Origin of the sequence: Sporosarcina sp. P19 (assembly GCF_002743165.1) — a bacterium.
Classification (GTDB): domain Bacteria; phylum Bacillota; class Bacilli; order Bacillales_A; family Planococcaceae; genus Sporosarcina; species Sporosarcina ureae.
On sequence record NZ_PDYR01000001.1, the window covers coordinates 540368 to 558362 of the forward strand.

Below are 17995 nucleotides of genomic sequence, written 5' to 3' on the forward strand. Positions count from 1 at the left end.
ACGAATAGGAGGATATATATATGCCAGTTCAGATTAAACGAGTTTATGAAGAAGCAAAGAAAGCAGAGGGAATGCGAGTTCTTGTTGATCGTGTATGGCCACATGGAATGAGTAAGGAAGATGCACAAGTGGATGAATGGTTAAAAGAAATCGGACCAAGCAAAGAACTTCGTCAATGGTTTGATCATGATCCCGATAAATTTGATCAATTCAAGGATCAGTACAAAGAAGAGTTAGAGAACAATGAAGAACAGCAAGATGAGTTAGAGAAGTTGAAAGACTGGACGATAGAACATAAGAAAAATTTAACGCTCGTGTTTGGAGCAAAGGATGAAAAAAATAATCAAGCTGTAGTCTTAAAAGAAATCTTGGATCGTCAGCAAGTGTGATGAGTGAATACAAAAATCGCTGTTCAAAGCAACAAGTACTTGAACAGCGATTATAATTCTATTGATCTACTTATCATTTATTTCGAATGGTTAGCAAATACTGTGCATTCGTTACAATCAGTATGAGACCTACAATGAAAATAGAGAATAACTGGGAGTCACCTGTGCCTACGGAGTACAGAATAAATAACATCAATGCGATAATCAATGACAGATTCATCGTGTTAAACGTTTTATAATAGCCTTGAAGCATAACGAATCTCTCGCCTTCATCTGAAGCGTCTAGCAGCTTCTTGGCAAAGTTTTTTTCGGAAGCTGATGGTAGCTCACGGTCAGGATAAACGGCTTTCATCAAACCGGGTACCAACATGGAAGACACAATAGATAGAAGGAGAATCCCGCCGGAAGTCAGTAATAACCATGCCGGCTGATCGGTGATGATCGCGACACCTATTGCTACAATACTTACAATCAGTGCGATCGTATTACATAAGTTCAGGTCACTGAATTTTTTATATTGCCACATATCCCGTTCGTCTTCGTCAACACCCGTCAGTGTAAGACCAGCTTTCTTTTTCATTTGCGCAGAACTGACCGCAATGAAGACAAAGAGCAGTAAAGTGATGGCGATTAACACTATATTTAATTCAAATCCAATGGGCAAAAAGCCTGCTTTAAAATCAATAGATAACGCAGCATACATACCAAAGAATCCGACTACAGCACCGACTAGTGTCCAAATAATCATTCTCATTATAGTTCCTCCTCATCAAAAATAAAAATACTTTCAATTGTTTCATCAAAAATATGTGCAATCCGTTTCGCTATCAGCAAGGAAGGCACAAATTCTTCCCTTTCAATTAAGCTAATCGTTTGCCTGGATACTTTTGCCCGCTTGGCCAGTTCCGTTTGATTGAGCCCGTCACGCGCTCGTAATTCTTTTAATCTTGTCCGCATCAGCTTCACCTCTTCATTGTATTGTAACGTGTTTTAGCCATTATGACAAATATAATTGTCATTTTGACTATTTTACAAGTCTTTTCATGCTGTTTACAACGTATTCATTGCGGTTTTTAATCAGCTATACAGGGTATAGTAAATAGAGGTTTCATTTTGATACAAGGAATGAGGGAAGAGGCCCATGTTCAAACGTGTACTATTGAAGATGCGTGAAAGCATTTGGTTTATTCCAAGCGTGTATACGATTCTTGCATCTATTTTTGCGCTTGCTACAGTATTAGTCGACACAAAATATAATAACGATCTGAAAGAATATATACCTAGCTACTTTAGAACGACAGTGGATTTAGCACAAACGATTTTAGGTACGTTATCAGGCGCATTGCTCACCATGACAACCGTTACGTTCTCAACGATCATGGTCGTGTTGACGATGTACTCTTCACAATTTTCACCACGAGCACTTCAGAATTTCTTGAACAAACCATCTACTCAGCGTGTGTTAGGAATCTTTATGGGGGGCTTTGTTTATACCATATTATCGTTACTCTTCATGCGTAAAGCATCCATCAATCATGAAGTGATTTCTGCTTCTGTTGGCGTCGCGCTTGCAGTGATCTGTTTAGCATTCTTCGCATTTTTCATACATAACGTCGGAACTTCGGTTCAAGTAAGTCGACTTATTCGTGAATTAACCGATGATGTACTCACTTCGTTAAACAGTGAAAATAATGGAATGAAAGAAAATCGCGTCGTCTGGAACGATGAAAAACCTTTCTTTGCGCAAAATTTTCCGTTTGTTACGGAAGTAAAGAGTGAAAACTTTGGCTACATACAATATATCGAGTATGAGAAATTGACGAAATGGGCGATTGATCATCAATCGATCGTAGATGTGGTAAAGCCAATTGGCGCATTTTGTGGAACGCATACGAGTATGGCTATCGTGTATTCTCAGAAAGAACTTTCTACTGACAATCTTTCAACGCATTTCGTATTAGGTGAAGAACGCTCGATTTTACAAGATGTAGAGTATGGTATCGAAAAAATTGTGGAAATCGCATTGCGTGCGCTGTCTCCGGGAATCAATGACCCTCATACTGCTATCCGTTGTATTCATTCGTTAGGGGAAGTGTTGCAGCGTGCTACTCTGTTACCAGGAGGAATCGCGGTGACATATACGAAGGAAAACAAACCGTGTGTAGTGACAGTGTATCCAAGTTCGGAAGACTATTTCTATGCAGCGTTCAGCCAAATTAGTTATTACGGTAAAGAAGATGCAAGTATTCTCAATGCTATATTGGACGCCCTTCAGTATATTGCCCGAAATTCGGAAGATGAAAAGACGAAAAATCTTGTTCAGCTAATGACCAATTATGCGTGGAACCATTTCACTCATTCAGTACTCGAACCCTTAGATCACTCCAGGTTGCTAGAGAAACGTCAAGTACTCCACGAACTAACAAAGTAAATAAAGCAGTGAATGTCTGTTAGGCATTCACTGCTTTTTACGGAGCATTATCCATATGCTTTCTGATGTGCTTTTTTTCGCTTAATATAATCTTCATCTTCACGAATTGCATCCCATCGTTCTTTGAAAATTTTTGCAGACTCTGCCTTAATAGGATCCATATCGCGTTCCTTTATTGTCCCGTCTTCATTATATTTCCGTCCACTTTTATGATTCGCATAACGACGAGCGCGCGTATAGCCCATTTGAATGAATTTACGTGCCATGTCCATGCCAACAAAGTCATCTTGCTTTCGATATTCTTCAAATAGCTCACAAATTTGATCGGCAGACTCTTTCGCAATTTCAGGTGTTTTAAAACGCCAATGAGGCAAAATTTCACTTTTGTAAGGCTCAACTAATAACACGCCTTGTTCACCTTTTCCTACTTTATATAATTCGGGGTTTTTGCGTAAGTCTAACGTACTGTAATCCAAATCATAATCGAAAGGCATTTACTCACATCCTTTTTCTTCTATAGTACCCTGGATAGAATGGTGAAAAACGCGAGAATCATTTATATAAAATACTTTACAACAGAACGTACATTCCTTATACTGAAACAAAGGGAGGGAACGAGTGTGCGGTGTTCATTAGAAAAGGCATTACGATACGGTGATATTCTTGAAGTGATGTATGAAGCGAAAGAAGGTTCCATTAGCAAACGAAAAATCCGTGTACTGAATATACATGGCAAAACATTTACAGCGTACTGTTTTTTGCGTAATTCTAAACGAACTTTCCTAATTGATCATGTACTAGCAGTTGTTCCTGTAATAGTAAAAGAAGCGGTTATAGTTTAATCGAATTCATATAGAAAGAACTCAAGCGATTTGTCCTGTTTCGTAGGATACATCGCTTTTTAAGTTATTTGAGGTATGAAGTAATGAAACGTAAGAAAATCAAATTTCATATAAAACGAGATTTATCATGTATAATTTAGAGCATTACGATCATTTCTGAGGTGATATTATGATAGACCAGGATGTACCGAACGTGAATGTTCATTGGTTCTATAGACAAGGGGTTCAACATATAGTGGATAGCCAACAAATAGGGGAACAGATAGATGAGTTGAATCGTCATGTCATATGAGCAGAAACTGATGGCGATGAAGTCGCTGTTGAAAAAGACGACAGTTGTGAAAGAAGTGGAAGAGACTTTCAATATTCCGCCAGCACCAAGCTATGAAAAACGCTGGTTGACAACAGGCATGGAGAAAATTGAAAATGAATTTGGTGTTGTCTATAAGCGTGTGATTCATTATCCGCTTGATACAATGCACGGTGATTTTCGTTTGGGAGATGTGAAGCAAAAGCTAATGAAATGGTCCGAAGCTGATTATATGCATCCATTAGCCCCAAATGCTGGTAAGCTTCTATTTTTCGATACGGAGACAACAGGTTTGAAAGGCGCTGGAGCTGTTATTTTTCTCATTGGACTGTTGGAATTAAAGTCCGATGAATTCGTCATGACTCAGTACGTGTTGCCGAATCCAGATCATGAAGCTGCATTTCTTTATGCGTCAGGATTATGGAAAGAAGGACTTACACTCGTCACATATAACGGGAAAAGCTTTGATTTCCCTCAACTCCAAACACGTTGGTCTTTGCATCGGAAACTGTTGCCTCCACTGCCTGTCCCGCATCAAATCGATTTGTTACATGGATCGCGCCGAATTTGGAAAGGGCAGATGGAATCATTCAAGTTGACTGAAGTAGAGCGAACGCAGCTAGGCTTTCACCGGAAAGACGATATACCTGGCCATATGGCACCTATTATTTATCAAGATGCGGTGAAAAATGGCCGTGCAGAAATTTTAATGAAAGTCATGTGGCATAATGAATGGGATATCCTATCGCTTGTGACTCTGTTTAGTCTATCCACTGATATTGTCATGGAAGAAGCTAGTCAGCAAAATGCTCAAATCGCAACGAATATCGCCAAATGGTTCCAAGATCTTGGTTTGAAAGATCATAGTTATACGGAACTTCAACGAATTGCGGAAGAGTACGGGACGAGTTATCCTATGACGCATTTTCATTTAGGTTTTTTACTAAAGCGCCATAAAGAAATCGATCGAGCCATTCAATCATTTGAAATCGTCGCAACGTACGGTACTGGCAGGGAACAGGTACTAGCTTACGAGGAACTAGCAAAATTATATGAACACCAAGTAAAGGATTACTCGCTAGCATATGAGCACATACTAAGTGCGAATCAACTAGTGCAGCAATCCGATGAATTTACATTACGTTTCAGTAATCGGATGAAGAAGTCTTTAGCAAAGCGAGAATTGCGAGTGAATAGAAAACTATTTCCTGGGCAAGCGCAAGAAGCGCCACAAGAAGAACAATAGTCTTTTTCAGTAAGACAAGGAATGACAACATATGCTATAATGGCCTTATGGAATCACAGACGGAAGGACGTTTTGTCATGGAATTAAAGCTGGATACGAAAACGATTTTAGAAAAAGAATTTAAGCAAGCTATTCGCGGGTATAAACAAGAAGAAGTGGACTGGTTTTTGGATGATGTCATTCAAGACTATGAAACATTTAAAAAAGAAATTGCTCGTTTACAAGAAGAGAACACGAGATTGAAATCGGAAGTGAATTCTTCCCAAAGACGCTCTCAAACACCAGCTCCTCAGACGACGAATATTGATATCATTCAGCGCATCGCGAACCTTGAAAGAGAAGTTTTTGGTGACAAACTGGTTCAGCCTGAAGAGTAAAATGTTAACTTGAAATAGAAGAACCGCCACAGTAAGGATGTGGCGGTTCTTTTTCGATTTACTTACGTTTATTTCTCATTTCGATTAATTCCTCTAGCGATTTAAAATCCTGAACAAAGCCTACATGAATGGCTTCCCATAAATAATGGGACGCAATGGAACGTTCAGGTGCCCAAAGCGGTGATTTTTCAATGAGTAGCTGACGCCGTTCTGACTTTTCCACTCCATACAGCCACTGTGCAGCTCGCTGGATTCCTACGTCGTCTACAGCTAGCACGTCTGGACGGCCGAGTGATAAAATCAAAAACATTTCTGCTGTCCATTTACCAATGCCTTTGACATGGATTAATTGTTGGAGAATCGCGTCATCATCATACGCCGCGATATGGTGAAGATCAAGATCACGATTCACTATTTTATCCGCAAGGTCCTTGACATATTCGGCCTTTCTCATAGTCAAGCCTACTTCTCTCAACTCTTCCTTTGACGTCATAATCAACCCGTCAACCGTTATATGCCCTCCAAGCAAATCGAGTAAACGAGCATAGATCGCGCTAGCTGCATTTACTGAAATCTGTTGACCAATCATGGATCGAACAATAGACGATAAATAATCTGTTCGTAAAGGTATGTCAATATCGCCAATCAGTGAAATTAATTGCTTAAGTTTTGGATCTTTTGCGCAAATAGATTGAACTGCTGGATCCTGTGTAGTTATATGAAGCATTTCCAAGTCGCTCACCTCTAGTCTTCAAGTTGGGGGGAGTTAGTCAGACACCATCCTTCAACCATTTTGCTGTCAATGTATCAGCAGACAGCATCTCTTGCGGTGTTCCTTCAAACATAACGGTTCCACCGCGTTTTCCGCCACCTGGACCAAGCTCGATTACCCAGTCACTAGCTGCAATGAAATCTAGATTATGCTCAATGATTATGACCGAATTCCCTTTGTTTACAAGTTTCTGGAACAATTCAAGTAGCTTACCATTATCACTCATATGCAATCCTAATGAAGGTTCGTCTAATAGATAGATTTGTCCTTCATTCTGCAAGTGGCTCGCCAGTTTAAGTCGCTGTATTTCCCCGCCGCTCAATGAACTCGTTGTTTGTCCTAACGTGAGATAATTTAAACCGACTTCATCGAGCATATCCATCCTTTTTAATATCTTAGGCATAACAAAATATTCTTTCGCTTCGTCTACTGTCAACTCTAAGATTTGTGCGATGTTTTTCCCGCGGTACACATAGGAAAGAGCCTCATCCGAATAGCGCAATCCGCCACAAGCTTCACATACAACGGTTACCGGATCCGCAAATGCCACATCTGGAGTGGTGACTCCTTTCCCATCACATACTGGGCAAGCCCCTAACGAATTAAAACTAAATAACCCAGCTGGTTGTCCTGTTTCTTTCGCCAAGATCTGCCGAATATCATCCATAATTCCCATATACGTAGCTAGCGTCGAGCGGCTAGAAATTCCAATTCGGCCTTGGCTTACTTTAATTATATCGGGATATTTTGCCGAGAACGCTTCAAACAAGAGAGAACTTTTACCTGAACCAGATACGCCACATACAGAAACGAGAACGTTTTGAGGAATATCAATTGATACATCCTTGAGGTTATTATTATTCGCCCTAGTAACGACAAAATGATCGTTTGACTGACGTGGGTGCTGATTGATTTCTAATTTGTGATCCAGTTTTGTTAATGCAGAAGCATTCTTTAATCCATCAGGTTTCCCTTGATAAACGATTTCACCGCCTGCTGCACCTGCACCAGGACCCATTTCCACAATTTCATCCGCTACCTTTATAACCGATAAATCGTGTTCAATAACAATGACGGTATTATGGTTAGCTTTCAGACTTTTGAGCATCTGAATTAACATATCTACTTCCTCTGGATGAAGACCTGCACTTGGCTCATCAAAAATATAACTGATATTGTTTAAGCTGCTTCCTAAATGTCGTGCGATTTTTACTCGTTGCGCTTCTCCACCAGAAAGAGTTCCCATTTTTCGTGACAAGCTTAAATAGCCAAGTCCTAAGTCAATCAATTGCTGTACATTGGGAATCGCCTGTTGCGCAATAGACTCACCTAAAGGATCTCGTATGTTTTTAAGTTCTGGCAGAAGCTCTGTCAGTTCCAATTTATCGTATTCAGCAATATTAAAACCGTTGATTTTACACTTCAATACTTCTGGATTTAATCCTGAACCATCACAAGTAGGACATAATGTATGTGTCGATACAGCCAGTACATCTTCTTGTGACGTTTGTTTGAGTTTCGTAATATCTCGATTAATATATAGACGTACAAATCTAGGTAACAAACCATCCCACTCATGATCATGTGGGCCATCTTTCGTATGGAATGGCGCAAATACTCTTTCTCCTTTAGGTGGTCCATAGATCAATAAATTATACTGATCTTGCGGGTAGTCTTTAATTGGTAAATCGGGGTCGAATAATCCGCCTGTCATCATCCATCTACCTTGCCAGCCGGAAGGGGACAATGGCTTAAACTTTACAGCGTACTCTCGAAGTGACTTATCCATGTCTATAATTTTATGCAAATCAGGGTACACTACTTCACCGAACCCATTACATTCTGGACATTTACCAAAGGAACTTTGACTGGAGAAATCAGTAGCTGAGCCAATTGCTGGCGTACCGATGCGCGAGAACAATAGACGAATCAATGGATGAATGTCCATATATGTCCCAACCGTCGAGCGAGTATTACCTCCAACCGGCTTTTGCTCTACCACAATAACTGGGCTCAAATGCTGCATTAAATCAGCACGTGGTCGTTCATAACGAGGCATTTGATTACGTACATAAAGCGGATAATTCAACGTCATCTGCCGTCTACTTTCCGTCGCCAACGTGTCAAACACGACCGAACTCTTGCCCGATCCTGACAAGCCAGTAAACACCGTAATCTCTTCCTTTGGCAAATTTAAATCTATATCCTTCAAATTGTTTTCTCGTAGTCCACGCAAAACAATCTCATCTTTGATTTCCTTCATATAATAGCGCTCCTTCAAACAGTAAATAGTAGTCTTGCTAGGTGATTTCCCTGTTTTACAGAAGTTACACTATGTAATTTAGGAAAATGGATGGGGAGAGACAGGTTGCAGTGCAAATAGCTACTCCCAACGTTCCGCTTATGCTATCCGATCAACTTTGTGTTGTTTTTAGTTGGAAAGGTGATGAATTAAAGTAAGCGAACTCGTCTGCGCTCATTAATTCGCTTAAGCGCTCATACTTTCACTTCAACCGCTCTTAATTTGCAATAAGCGCTCATACCTCACTTGTATCCGCTCTATATCAAACTCTAACCGCTCATCAACTATATCCAACCGCTCAATCCACACTATATCTACACCAGATTTCGAACTCAATCTGCTCTCAAACTCAAAAAAGTTCTAAGACAACAGTGAGTCACTTACTACTACCAATAAGTAATCTATATGTAACCATCCCAAACCACTCTCCATTTCACTCCGAACATTTAATTTAACTCATTCCAATCGTATCCATTGTATAACGAATTGATTTGGTGTATACTCAGGAGTGCCATAGAGAGTATTCAGGTAATCGCTGCAACTTCGGTTGTAGAGGAAAGTCCATGCTCACACGGATCTGAGATGACCGTAGTGTTCGTGCTCGGTGAAAAAATAAGCCGGGGCAATGCATCTGCATTGATGGCGAGAATAACTCCTAAGTCTTCGGATATGGACTAGATTCTCTGAAAGTGCCACAGTGACGTAGTCGGCATGGAAACATGTCGAGTGGAACGGGTAAACCCCACGAGTGAGAAACCCAAATTATGGTAGGGGCGTTCTTCCGAAAGAATTCAATGGAGGAAGGAACAGGCAATTGTCTGTAGATAGATGATTACCACTTCAAGTACGAGGCGCGAGCCGTTTGAGTACCGAAGAACAAAACATGGCTTACAGAATATTCTATGGCATTTACCTTACAATTAGCTCTCCTACAGTTTTGGGAGAGTTTTTCTTTTTATAGAAACGAACGTATACATATACTTTTCCGATGACGGAAGAAACATATTGACCAGAAGCAAAGAATGGAGTGTTGAAACATGAGTGAATACAAATTAGTAGCAACCGCTGCGATGGGACTTGAATCCATCGTTGCGTCTGAAATAAAAGATCTTGGCTATGACTGCCAGACAGAGAACGGAAAAGTCTATTTTACGGGTGACGAGGAAGCAATCGCTCGAGCGAATATGTGGTTGCGCGTGGGTGACCGTGTACGAATTATTGTGGGCGAATTTAAAGCCTTTACGTTTGATGAATTATTCGAACGTACGAAAGCTTTGCCATGGGAAGAGTTCTTGCCGGTTGATGCCGCGTTCCCGGTTTCAGGTAAATCCGTCAAGTCAAAATTATTTAGCGTACCAGACTGTCAGGCCATCGTGAAAAAAGCGATTGTGGAACGATTGAATAGCGCATATAAACGCACTGGATTCTTAAGTGAATCTGGTCCGCTTTTCAAATTAGAAGTATCTATAGTAAAAGATCAAGTAATTTTGACAATAGATTCCAGTGGCCAAGGCTTGCATAAGCGCGGCTATCGAATGGCTCAAGGGGATGCGCCACTAAAAGAAACGATGGCAGCTGCACTCGTGAAACTTTCTAAGTGGAATCCGAACCGTCCATTTGTAGATCCATTCTGTGGTTCAGGTACGATTGCTATTGAAGCAGCGATGATTGGACAAAATTTAGCGCCAGGTTATAATCGTTCATTCTTAAGTGAAGAATGGCCTTGGATGAAAGCGGATGTATGGGATCGTGTTCGCGAAGAAGTAGAAGACGTTGCGAAGTATGATTTAGAACTCGATATTCGCGGATTTGATGTAGATCACAATATCGTTTCTGTGGCACAGCGAAATGCTATGGAAGCCGGGTTTACAGATTTGATTTCATTCGAACAGCGAGACGTGCGTGATTTGAGACTTGAAGGACAAAATGGAGTTTTGATCGCCAATCCGCCATACGGTGAACGACTTGGTGAAGTGGAAGAAGCAGAAGATATTGCAGAGGTACTTGGTGAGATTATGAAACAATATCCATCATGGTCCGTATATATTTTATCTTCACTTGAAAACTATGAAACGATGTACGGCAAACGTGCAACAAAAAAACGTAAACTATTCAACGGCTTTATCCGTACTGATTTATATCAGTTCTGGGGACAGCGTTCATAATTAGACGGGCAGGAAGAGGAGAAGATCCCTCTTCCTTTCGCTTGCATTCAGGAGGAGTTACTATGAGTACAAAAATTCCATTTGAGTTGGATAAAGGTCAAACATTTTATGAATCTCTCAACGATTGGCTCGGGGATACGTTATATGATGATTTAACAGAAAAAGGATTCGAATGCCGTGATGAGCAAATTTATATGGCATTTCAAATAGAAAAAGCGCTGAAAGAAAAAAACGTCTTGCTTGCAGAAGCAGGAGTAGGTACGGGAAAAACGATTGCGTACTTATTGCCGGCTATTGCGTATGCACGTTATACAGGTAAACCAGCGGTAATTTCCTGTGCAGATGAAACACTGATCGATCAATTGATCAAAGAAGAAGGCGATATTCAGAAATTGAGTACGGCACTTAATATGACAGTGGACGTCCGTTTAGCGAAAGCACGAAATCAGTATATTTGTCTAAAACGTCTGGAAGAAACGAGCATGAAGACGAACGAAGACTTTGTCGATTTAGTCGAAGATCAATTACCAGAGTTTGTGCATGCGGAGCGTTCATTGCAATCGGTATATCCTTATGGCGAGCGTTCAGATTATCCATATTTGGCTGACAATGAGTGGGAAATGATCAATTACCACCCGATCATGCAATGTGCGGCTTGTGATATTCGTAACCGTTGCGGACAAACGATTCATCGTAATCATTATCGTGAAGCTGCAGACTTGATCATTTGCTCACATGACTTCTATATGGAGCATTTGTGGACGAAAGAATCCCGTGTTAGACAAGGGCAATTGCCTTTATTACCTGAAGTATCGATGGTCGTCTTTGATGAAGGACATTTACTTGAGTATTCCGCTCAGCGTGCGTTGACATATGAGGTGCAAGAACAAACGATTATCAACTTGCTTGAACGTATTATGGTAGATGGCATCCGAGAGAAGACATTGCAGTTAATGGAGCAATTACTCGAGACACATGAACTGTTTTTCAAACAGTTGAAAAGTAATGCTACGCAAAATGACAATGAACGGCTCACTATCGAAAAGAATCAAGATATGATGAAGCTTGCTAAAACAGCCGTCTCATTATCCAATGAGCTTCTTGAAGAATTTGTTTTTGAAGGCGAATTATATGTAATTCCTGAATATGACTTAAAAATTGTCGAAGAATATTTGGAGCAGTATATATATTCAATGGAGCTATTTGCAGGCGACAACGACGCGGTAGATTGGCTTGAAAATCGTCGCGAAGAAAGTACGTTGCTCATTATGCCAAGACTTGTAACGTCCATTTTGAAAGAGAAATTATTTACAGGAACTATGCCAATTATTTTCTCATCTGCTACATTGTCAGTTGAAAAATCATTTGATTACTTGGCGTACAGTTTAGGTATTATAGATTATCAATCATTCTCTATCGCATCGCCATTCGACTATGAAAATGTCATGAAAATTCATTTGGAACAAGGAAATACGAATGAGAACATCGCACGCCTTTCCACGTTATTGGAACAAGAGGAACAGACATTGGTATTGTTCAATTCCAAGCAATCCATGATGGAAGCATACGATCAATTACCGCTTGAACAAAGCGTCATGGTGACGTATGAAGGGGAACGTTCCTTATCATCATTGGTAAAAGATTTCCAGCAGCGTAAAGTACATGTCTTCTTCTCGTATCATTTGTGGGAAGGTCTGGATTTGCCAAATGAAGCGTTGACCCGTGTCATCATCTTCGATTTGCCGTTTCCACCGCATGATCCATTATTCCAAGCTAGAAGAGAATATGCCGAAGATCCATTTGATGAAGTGGAATTACCCTTTATGCTGTTGCGTTTGCGACAAGGAATTGGTCGATTAATTCGAACGAGCAATGATTACGGTTCGATTCATCTATTTGTAAAACCGGAGAATAAAGAATTATTGCCGGTGATTGAACGTGTGCTGCCTGTGCCATTCTCATGATCAGGATAGATAAAAGCGTGCAGACGTCGGAATTCCGACATCTACACGCTTTTTGCCTGTTATCGTTCTTCGTCAATGGTGAGCAATAAATTTAATGTCTGGCCATCTTCAAATTTCACAGGAATTTTAAATGCTTGCTTAAAGCCATAAAATTTAGTTTGCCCTGTCATGACCGTGGGCGGCGAAATATCTAACGTCAAATCATCTTTTTCCAATACCGTACAAAGATTTCCTGCAATCATATTTCCAAGTTCTCCAGTGAATGACTCAGCCATTTCTCCTTCAATTTGCATACCGAACATAGCTAGACCAATTTCACTGATAATGGAATGTGTAGGCTCTACAATTAAACGACCTTTAATATTTCCAATTAGACCGATCAATACACTGATTTCACGTTGTTCATACGGTTGCTGTATAAGGGCAGGAGAAAGTACTTGGAATTTTAATGGAACTACAGTAGTAAGGGAAGCGATCGTTGCATTTAACACTTTTTGTACATTTGTTGCTGTATCCATCTAAAGGAACACCCTTTCACGAACAAGTTGTTAGTTCAATCATATCACCAAACATGTCCAAAAGACTAGTTAAATTTTCGGTGAATAGTTAAACTGTCACTGTTCAATCAAAATCTTCAAAATTGGCTAACATAATTACCTAGAGAATAGATGTATAATGCTTTCTCCATTATAAAAGTAAAACTTATAAAGTAACTATCTATTTTTTCACGCTTTAATGGTATGATGAGATGAGTTTAAATTGAAAGGACGACGATTATGTCTACAAATCATGAGTATTTACAGCAATCAGCTACATATGGACAAATTTTTTCAAATAATGAAGATGATGAACGCAAAGCAAAGACGACATTACTTGCTAATAAAATAATTGACAAAGAATATACAATTGCTTTTGCTGGACACTTTTCGGCAGGAAAATCTTCGACAATCAATGCATTAACAGGAGACGACCTTTTACCATCTAGTCCTATTCCGACAAGTGCAAATATTGTGAAGGTGCATAAAGCGGATGAGGATTATGCCATTATCCATCGTGTCGATGGGAGTGCAGTGAAATTTAGCGGCCATGGTTTCTCTGAAGGCGTGAAAGCGTACAGTAAGGACGGGGCTGAAGTTTCATTAGTTGAAATTGGTCATACTGAATCCAATTTACCAGAAGGAATTACGGTAATGGATACACCTGGCGTCGACTCTACAGATGATGCACATAGATTATCTACCGAGTCTTCATTGCACTTAGCGGATCTTGTATTCTATACGATGGATTATAACCATGTTCAATCTGAAATGAATTTCCGTTTCACAAAAGAATTGATGCGTTATAATAGCAACGTTTATTTAATTATCAACCAGATCGATAAGCATCGTGACAGTGAATTATCATTCAATGAGTTCAAAAAGTCGGTTGAAGATTCGTTCAAGTTATGGGGGGTAGAGCCGAAAGGTATTTTCTACACATCATTGAAACAACTGGATCACCCGCATAATGATTTTGAAAAGGTCAAGGCGATCGTTGATGGTTCGATTGAACACCGCGAAGAGAACTTTGAACAAAATATTGAGCAATCTTTATTGAAATTAAAAGATGAGCATATGAAATATCTTCAGCAGCAAGTAGATGACTTGAAGGAGAACCATTCGGAAATTCTTAGCGAATCGGAGTGGGATCAGTTTGAAGAGTTGAATCAAGATTTGAAGGATGCGAAAAAACGTCTAGAACTAGTCTCAGGTGACGAATTCTATGTGAATTTCGAGAAAGAACGCAATGAATTATTGTCGAACGCGGGCCTTGCACCGTTTGAAACGAGAGAATTACTGAAAGATCATTTGGAAGCTAAGTCACCGAAATTTAAAGTCGGATTACTATTTGGTGCGAAGAAGACGGCAGAAGAGCGCGAGAAACGTCGTCAAAAGTTAGATGATAATATTTCAGGTCTGGCTCACACGCAAATCGAGATTTATATGAAGTCTTTGATGAAAAGTTCATTGAAACAAGCAGGAATTTTAACCGATGAGCGTTCACTTAAGATTGATAATATGGACCTGACACTACCGTTTGACGAAGTGGATGAGCAACTGCATGTTCAAGAAGTGATCACCGGTGAAACCATTTTGAATTACGCAGAGCAAATGAAGCGTGCTATTCATTTAGTATATAAGCGTAAAACGGATAAATGGAAACAAGATATGTCTGTCATCGCGAAAAAATCCGGCGGCGAGCAATCAGGACCTCTTGTTGAAACCATTGCGGTGTTGCAAGAAAAAGTAGATGCACTGAAGGAAATGAATAAGTGGCAAGATCGTATGGAATGGGTCGATAAAGAAATCGACAATCCGTCTGCGCCGACACGTATGGGGCGCGACCAACTCGTGAGCGAATGGGAACAACCTAAGAAAATCGAAACAATTGATTATGTAGCGAAAGTAGAAGAGCAAGAAACGACTACCGAAGAAGTAGAAGAAGTAGTGGAAGAGGAACGTCAAATTGTCGATTCAGAAAAAGCGATTGTTCATGCACAGCATATCGCCGAATCAGTCGGATCTATTCCTGGATTTGCAGAAACGGCATCGTATTTGATGACAAAAGCAGATCGCTTAAAAGGACAAGAATTCACAGTTGCATTGTTTGGCGCATTCAGTGCGGGGAAATCTTCATTCTCTAACGCGTTAATCGGTGAAAAGGTATTGCCTGTTTCACCGAATCCAACCACGGCTGCCATCAACCGAATTCGTCCAGTAAGTGAAACACACGTGCATAATACTGCAGATATCCACTTGAAGGATGTAGCCACGATGACAGAAGACGTAGCGTTGTCATTCGGTGCACTCGGTATCGATATTTCTTCACTTGAAGATGCCTTCAATAAAACGGATGTTGCAATGAAACAACCACTTGAAGACGAGAACTTGCACATCCATAAGTCGTTCATCAGCGCATTCCAGAGAGGGTATCCATTGTATACGCCTGCACTCGGTACGACGTTGACGGTAGAGCGTGAAGAGTTTACGAAATTCGTTGCACAAGAGGAGCGCAGCTGTTTCGTCGACTCGATCGACTTCTTCTATGACTGTCCGTTAACTCGCCACGGTATCACATTAGTGGATACACCAGGAGCGGATTCCATCAACGCGCGTCACACCGACGTAGCATTTGAATATATCCGTAATGCCGATGCGATTCTTTTCGTTACGTATTATAATCACGCATTCGCACGTGCAGATCGTGAATTCCTTATTCAGTTGGGCCGTGTAAAAGATGCATTCGAACTCGATAAAATGTTCTTTATCGTCAATGCGATCGACTTGGCTTCGAATGAAGAAGAAGGCGAAGAAGTAAAAGGCTTCGTTGCGGGTGAGTTACAGAAGTTCGGAATCCGTAATCCACGGGTGCACGGCATTTCAAGTCTTGAAGCATTGGAAGGGAAGTTAACACAACAACCGAATCCATTGATGGTCGACTTTGAAGAGAAATTCTATTCATTCCTCGAGCATGATCTGCGTGCACAAGTCGTGCAGGCGCTAGAAGAAGAAACTACGAAAACAATCGATCGTCTAGCATCATTGATCGACAGAACGATCCAGAACCGCTCACGTAAAGCGGAGAGATTGGAAGAGCTCGCGACTGCTGAAAAGGCTATTAAAGAGCGTTTTGAAAAGAGCGCAAGTGAGATCTTAGTGAAATCCACTCAAGATGAATTGAGTGAACTCGTCTACTATATTTTACAACGTGTCTTCTTGCGTTTCGGTGATTTCTTTAAAGAAGGATATAGTCCGTCGACATTCGCGAAAAATTCATCGGATAAAGCATTGAAAATCGCATTGTCTGAAACGGTCAATATGGTAGGCTTTGACTTAACGCAGGAATTGAAAGTAACGAATTTGCGTATTCTTCAGTACATGAAGAAACAATTGCTAGAACGTCAACGTATGGAAGTTCGTTCATTATCTGATATGGACCAGTCAATCGTGCCTTCTCCTTATGAGCCGAACGACAAAGATATGCTGTCATTTGACACACCATATGAAGATCCTTTGAAATACAGCGCAGTCAATAAATCGTTCAAAAATCAAAAGTCGTTCTTTGAGCGCGGTGACCGCGATATTTTGAAAGCGAAGCTAGAAGAAACATTGAAAAAAGACGCGTCCAGCTATCTTGGCGATCAGAAAGAACGTATTGAGAAGTGGGCAGACTTATGGATTGACGATGAAGCAGAAGCGCTACGCGTTCATTTGTTACAGGAAAGTCTAGTACAAATCGAATCGGAGCGTACATTGCTTGATGGTTCGGAACAGCTGGAACAATGGCAGAAAACGTATGAAAAAATCCGTCAAGAGGAGTTGGTTCAATGACGCAAGTATTCGTATCTATTCACGATATAGAGACAAGTCATGCGAAATGGATCGATGCGCGCTTTTCATTGCAAGATGAAGAGCGTGGCAAACTTGATTATCAAAAAGAACACGTAAAAGGCGCGGTTCATTGGGATTTAGCAGAAGATCTATCTGGCACATCTTTAGAAGGTGGACGTCATCCGTTGCCTTCTACTGAACAACTGACTGAACTGTTTCGTAAAAGTGGACTGGAACGTACAGATACGATTTTGGTTTATGACGACGGGGGAAGTCCTTTCGCAACACGTGCTTGGTGGATGTTGCAGTACGGAGGGTTTACGAATGTGCACGTCGTAACAGAAGGATATGCGGAATTACGCGAAATCGTTGACATAACAAGCGACTCGGTTACACCTGTACGCTCAACGGTGGAACCGCAGTGGCAAGAGCATCTATATGCAAGCAGAAGCGAAGTCGAAGAAGTGGTGGCGGGCAATCGAGCGTCACAGCTTGTCGACGCACGTTCTGAAGTTCGTTATCGCGGAGAAAAAGAACCGCTCTACCATAAAGCGGGCCATATACCGACAGCGCGAAACTTTGATTGGGAACAATTGAAGCAAGGCGGACAGTATGATGTGCAGCAAGCGAAAGAACAATTACAACAAGTTGTGTCACCTAAAGATGATGTCATCGTCTACTGTGGCAGTGGCGTAACGGCTTCCCCTTTATTCGCAGCACTGAAAGAACTGGACTATCCAAATGTAAAACTATATGTCGGCAGTTTCAGCGACTGGATTTCCAAAGACGACGCACCGATCGAAACCGCAATAAGGGGTTGAAACACG

15 protein-coding genes and 1 other RNA gene are annotated in these 17995 nt (G+C 40.7%); 10 read left to right on the top strand and 6 right to left on the bottom strand.

Features of this window, described 5'->3' with window-relative positions:
• Positions 1–20 precede the first annotated feature (20 nt).
• Positions 21–389, top strand: a complete 369-nt coding sequence (locus CSV74_RS02670) for a DUF488 domain-containing protein (RefSeq protein ID WP_099690466.1) — start codon at positions 21–23, stop codon at positions 387–389.
• Between the two features lie 73 nt (positions 390–462).
• Here CSV74_RS02670 and CSV74_RS02675 read toward each other — a convergent pair whose 3' ends face one another.
• Together CSV74_RS02675 and CSV74_RS02680 are read right to left on the bottom strand one after the other, a co-directional pair.
• Entirely contained in the window at positions 463–1143 is a 681-nt protein-coding gene (locus CSV74_RS02675; RefSeq protein WP_099690467.1) for a DUF3169 family protein, read from the bottom strand.
• The gene (locus tag CSV74_RS02680; protein WP_099628153.1) at positions 1143–1346 is read right to left on the bottom strand and encodes a helix-turn-helix transcriptional regulator; all 204 of its coding nucleotides are present in this window, start codon (positions 1344–1346) and stop codon (positions 1143–1145) included. Before CSV74_RS02680 ends, CSV74_RS02675 begins: the two co-directional genes overlap by 1 nt.
• A 184-nt stretch (positions 1347–1530) precedes the next feature.
• On the opposite strand from CSV74_RS02680, the gene CSV74_RS02685 reads away from it, so the two are divergent.
• Positions 1531–2820, top strand: a complete 1290-nt coding sequence (locus CSV74_RS02685; RefSeq protein WP_099690468.1) for a DUF2254 domain-containing protein — start codon at positions 1531–1533, stop codon at positions 2818–2820.
• Positions 2821–2867: 47 nt separating this feature from the next.
• Here CSV74_RS02685 and CSV74_RS02690 read toward each other — a convergent pair whose 3' ends face one another.
• Positions 2868–3314, bottom strand: a complete 447-nt coding sequence (locus CSV74_RS02690; RefSeq protein WP_099690469.1) for a DUF4385 domain-containing protein — start codon at positions 3312–3314, stop codon at positions 2868–2870.
• 126 nt (positions 3315–3440) lie between these two features.
• On the opposite strand from CSV74_RS02690, the gene CSV74_RS02695 reads away from it, so the two are divergent.
• The 3 genes from CSV74_RS02695 to gpsB all read left to right on the top strand — a co-directional run bounded on the left by CSV74_RS02695 (position 3441) and on the right by gpsB (position 5595).
• Positions 3441–3662: a transcriptional regulator gene (locus CSV74_RS02695; protein WP_099690470.1), complete on the top strand. Its 222-nt coding sequence runs from the start codon at positions 3441–3443 to the stop codon at positions 3660–3662.
• A 281-nt stretch (positions 3663–3943) separates the two neighbouring features.
• Positions 3944–5218 carry a ribonuclease H-like domain-containing protein gene (locus CSV74_RS02700; RefSeq protein WP_099690471.1) on the top strand — a complete coding sequence of 425 codons (1275 nt, stop codon included), beginning with the start codon at positions 3944–3946 and terminating at the stop codon, positions 5216–5218.
• 77 nt (positions 5219–5295) lie between these two features.
• Entirely contained in the window at positions 5296–5595 is a 300-nt protein-coding gene (gpsB, locus tag CSV74_RS02705) for a cell division regulator GpsB (RefSeq protein WP_029052994.1), read from the top strand.
• Positions 5596–5653: 58 nt separating this feature from the next.
• On the opposite strand, the gene CSV74_RS02710 is transcribed toward gpsB, so the two are convergent.
• Both CSV74_RS02710 and CSV74_RS02715 read right to left on the bottom strand, forming a co-directional pair.
• Positions 5654–6322 carry a DNA-3-methyladenine glycosylase family protein gene (locus tag CSV74_RS02710; protein WP_233190746.1) on the bottom strand — a complete coding sequence of 223 codons (669 nt, stop codon included), beginning with the start codon at positions 6320–6322 and terminating at the stop codon, positions 5654–5656.
• A 43-nt stretch (positions 6323–6365) separates the two neighbouring features.
• Positions 6366–8630 carry an ATP-binding cassette domain-containing protein gene (locus tag CSV74_RS02715; RefSeq protein WP_099690473.1) on the bottom strand — a complete coding sequence of 755 codons (2265 nt, stop codon included), beginning with the start codon at positions 8628–8630 and terminating at the stop codon, positions 6366–6368.
• A gap of 559 nt (positions 8631–9189) precedes the next feature.
• Here CSV74_RS02715 and rnpB point away from each other — a divergent pair.
• The 3 genes from rnpB (at position 9190) to CSV74_RS02730 (ending at position 12798) form a co-directional block, all read left to right on the top strand.
• Positions 9190–9565, top strand: an RNA gene (rnpB, locus tag CSV74_RS02720) — RNase P RNA component class B.
• A gap of 141 nt (positions 9566–9706) precedes the next feature.
• On the top strand, positions 9707–10834 hold the full coding sequence (locus CSV74_RS02725) for a THUMP domain-containing class I SAM-dependent RNA methyltransferase (protein ID WP_029052992.1): 1128 nt from the start codon (positions 9707–9709) through the stop codon (positions 10832–10834).
• Positions 10835–10896: 62 nt separating this feature from the next.
• Positions 10897–12798 carry an ATP-dependent DNA helicase gene (locus CSV74_RS02730; protein WP_099690474.1) on the top strand — a complete coding sequence of 634 codons (1902 nt, stop codon included), beginning with the start codon at positions 10897–10899 and terminating at the stop codon, positions 12796–12798.
• Positions 12799–12857: 59 nt separating this feature from the next.
• Here the strand turns inward: CSV74_RS02730 and CSV74_RS02735 are convergent, their stop codons facing one another.
• Complete coding sequence (locus tag CSV74_RS02735; protein WP_029052990.1) at positions 12858–13316, bottom strand: chemotaxis protein CheX; 459 nt, start codon at positions 13314–13316, stop codon at positions 12858–12860.
• Positions 13317–13574: 258 nt separating this feature from the next.
• On the opposite strand from CSV74_RS02735, the gene CSV74_RS02740 reads away from it, so the two are divergent.
• Together CSV74_RS02740 and CSV74_RS02745 are read left to right on the top strand one after the other, a co-directional pair.
• On the top strand, positions 13575–17168 hold the full coding sequence (locus tag CSV74_RS02740) for a dynamin family protein (RefSeq protein ID WP_099690475.1): 3594 nt from the start codon (positions 13575–13577) through the stop codon (positions 17166–17168).
• Positions 17165–17989, top strand: a complete 825-nt coding sequence (locus tag CSV74_RS02745) for a sulfurtransferase (protein ID WP_099690476.1) — start codon at positions 17165–17167, stop codon at positions 17987–17989. Before CSV74_RS02740 ends, CSV74_RS02745 begins: the two co-directional genes overlap by 4 nt.
• Positions 17990–17995 lie beyond the last annotated feature (6 nt).